Here is a 2,466-nt window from a genome sequence, read left to right on the forward strand (position 1 = left end):
CGGCGAGCGGCCCGAGGACCACGCACGTGAGCACGATCGCGGCGAGGCGGCGGTTTGTCGTCGTCATGGCGTCGCCTCAGGAGAGCTTGAGGGCGGCGGGTTCGAAGGTGGGGAGTTGGAAGCTCACTTCGGTGCTGTTGGCGGGGGGCGCGGGAAATTGCAGGAAGACGTCGACCGCCTTCCCTGCCGGGAGGATGTCGAGCCCAATGGTCGTGAGCGGCCGCCCATCCGTGTCCCGCAGAACGTAATACCTCTTCTTACCGACGGAGTCGACAAGCGTTGCGCCGCCCAGCGAGGTGCCGTGCTTGACAACCTCGGTCTCGTCGCCGCTCATCTGAGAAGGAAGAGCAAGAGACGAATCCGACCTGTTCCTCAACTGGCCCTTGACCGTGAGGAATCCTCCCGTGTCACGTTCCGCAGAGTTGATCGCGAGCTCCAACCCCTTTTGCCCCTTTGCGAGGGCCAAAGTCTCGGTGGGCTCCTCGGCCTTTTGCGACCCCTGAGCGGTTGATGCTCCCTGCTGGGGTGTGGCACTCGTCGAGGCGGGCTTGTTCTCGCTGGGCTTCTCTTCGGCGCCGCACCCGGCCGCGAAGAGTGCCACGGACGCGATCGCGACGGCGACCATCCCTCTGCGGGTCTTCCTTGTGTGGCGCGCGTTCATGAAGCGTGCTTCCTTTGCTCGTCGCGGGTCAGTCCGACAGTCGGACTCTGAAGAGATCAGCGGCACTGGGGAGGCGCGGGCTTTCAGGATCGATCACCCACGACTCGTCACCACACACGAGGTCAACCACGGGTTCCTCGTCGTCAGGTTCTCCGCCTCCCTCATCGGGGCCCGTAGGCGTCGGATCTGGTGTGATCTCCGGCGGATCTGGCGTGGGTTTCGGGGGGTCGAAGGTGCAGCGCGGTTCGAGTACAGCTTCAGCAGAGGCAGTCGCCGGATGCGCCTCTCGACCCGTCGTACGTACGGTCACCCTGAAGCCAGGGTCCTCGGTAGCAAGAGACACGCATCCGCCGTCTGTGACCACAGCCTCATTCCGCGCTGCAAACTCCTCCGCCTGCTGACACGGGGACTTGCCGGTGTCCGCCCTGCCTTGAAGGAACCAGTTCCATTGCCCAGGATCAAGGATCACTTCGATCCAGCCATCCCGCAGTCGCTCTCGGGCATCCTGAGCCGCTGCGAGGGCTGCTGCGTCCGCGGCGGTCTGGGCGCTGTTCCGCGTCAGAGCGGCCTGGCCCACCAAAAAGTAGGCGAACGCCAGAAAAAGGAGCCCGGCAATGACCGCGATGTAGACGGGGAAGGCTTGCCCCTCATCGCTCCGCCATGCCGATCGGGCTACTTCGTTAGGTCGGCGATCTTCTGCGTAATGGCGTTCTTGATCGACTGACCGATGTCCGTACCGGTGATCGCGATGACGATCGCCACCACCACCACGATGATCCCCAGGTACTCCACCGCCGTCTGGCCGCGATCCCCGCGACTCATACGGGTCGCCAGTTCGACCTTGGTCTTGGTCAGGGCCTTCAGCATCGCGTCGTTCATCGTGGTCCCCTCCGCGTTCAGACGCCTGCGCATGGGCACCGTACGCCGACGGGCGGGTCGGCGGACAGGGCCCGTGGGCCCCGGTGCGGGCCCCGGTCATCGGGTGGGCCTGGTGCCCAGCAAGGAGGCTATGTCCTCGACATGTGCGTGGGGGTGGAGTTCGGCGAAGGCGCGGCCGATGTGGCGCCTGGCCGCCTTCTCTGCGATGGGACAAGTCGCGGCGACCTGCCGGTTGTTCAGGTCCGTGTCGATCAGGTCCATCACACCCACCCCTCTCACACTCGGTCCGCACTCTGTCACATGCGGTTGTGCGCGCGAAGCAGGATCCTCAACCTGAGGTGAGATTGAGACAGTTGTCGCCTTCCCCGTGGGACGGAGCGGACATCCGTACGTCAGTCGCCGGCCTCGGGCAGCTGCTCGGCGACGAAGGAACCCCTCGCGCGCACGGTCACGACCAGCTCCCGTTCACGCAGGATGTTGAGGGCTCGACGGACGGTGTTGGAGCCAACGCCGTACTCCTGCGAGAGGATCAACTCGCCGGGCAGGCGCGACCCCGCCGGGAACTCCCCACTCCTGATCTTGCCCTCAAGGATCTTCGCGAGCTGCTCGTAGTGATATGCGGCGGCACCGGGATTGATCTGCTCTGTCACGCAATCGAACATAAGCATCCGACAACGTTCGCGCATCGTCGACAACTGTCAACCACTGCCGCCCACTGTCGACTGCTTCCGGCATCGGCTACGCTGCGCGCACGGAAGACCCCGGCGAGTGCGGTAACATTCCCGGGGCGTGGTCGACCTGAGGAAAGCAGGCAGACATGACAAACCTTATCCGCGCCCTCTCCTTGTGGATGAGGCTGGTGTTCGGTGCCCGGGGCGGCGGCCGGCATCGGGCCCGTACCGCGCTGCGGGCGGCCCCCGCCCCGG

General features: G+C 65.2%; 4 protein-coding genes and 1 pseudogene. All 5 read right to left on the reverse strand.

The window, feature by feature from the left end; all coding sequences use genetic code 11:
• Positions 1-76: 76 nt before the first annotated feature.
• The gene (locus CCN56_RS19930; protein WP_086828660.1) at positions 77-661 is read right to left on the reverse strand and encodes a hypothetical protein; all 585 of its coding nucleotides are present in this window, start codon (positions 659-661) and stop codon (positions 77-79) included.
• A 28-nt stretch (positions 662-689) separates the two neighbouring features.
• A pseudogene (locus CCN56_RS19935) lies at positions 690-1,295 on the reverse strand (pilus assembly protein TadG-related protein); the annotation flags it as partial.
• Positions 1,296-1,333: 38 nt separating this feature from the next.
• Positions 1,334-1,540: a Flp family type IVb pilin gene (locus tag CCN56_RS19940; protein ID WP_179199911.1), complete on the reverse strand. Its 207-nt coding sequence runs from the start codon at positions 1,538-1,540 to the stop codon at positions 1,334-1,336.
• 96 nt (positions 1,541-1,636) lie between these two features.
• Positions 1,637-1,801, reverse strand: coding sequence for a hypothetical protein (locus CCN56_RS43285; protein WP_179199910.1), 165 nt, complete (start codon positions 1,799-1,801; stop codon positions 1,637-1,639).
• A 131-nt stretch (positions 1,802-1,932) separates the two neighbouring features.
• A complete protein-coding gene (locus CCN56_RS19945) occupies positions 1,933-2,190 on the reverse strand; it encodes a GntR family transcriptional regulator (RefSeq protein ID WP_256962054.1) in 258 nt (85 codons plus the stop codon).
• Between the last annotated feature and the right edge of the window lie 276 nt (positions 2,191-2,466).

This window comes from Streptomyces sp. NRRL B-24572 (genome assembly GCF_002156145.1).
Taxonomy (GTDB): Bacteria; Actinomycetota; Actinomycetes; order Streptomycetales; family Streptomycetaceae; genus Streptomyces; species Streptomyces vietnamensis.

Excerpts from the sequence above, each read along its gene's own strand:
- CCN56_RS19940 (WP_179199911.1), bottom strand. The coding sequence starts at position 1,540 with ATGAACGACGCGATGCTGAAGGCCCTGACCAAGACCAAGGTCGAACTG.
- CCN56_RS19930 (WP_086828660.1), bottom strand. The coding sequence starts at position 661 with ATGAACGCGCGCCACACAAGGAAGACCCGCAGAGGGATGGTCGCCGTC.
- CCN56_RS43285 (WP_179199910.1), bottom strand. The coding sequence starts at position 1,801 with ATGGACCTGATCGACACGGACCTGAACAACCGGCAGGTCGCCGCGACT.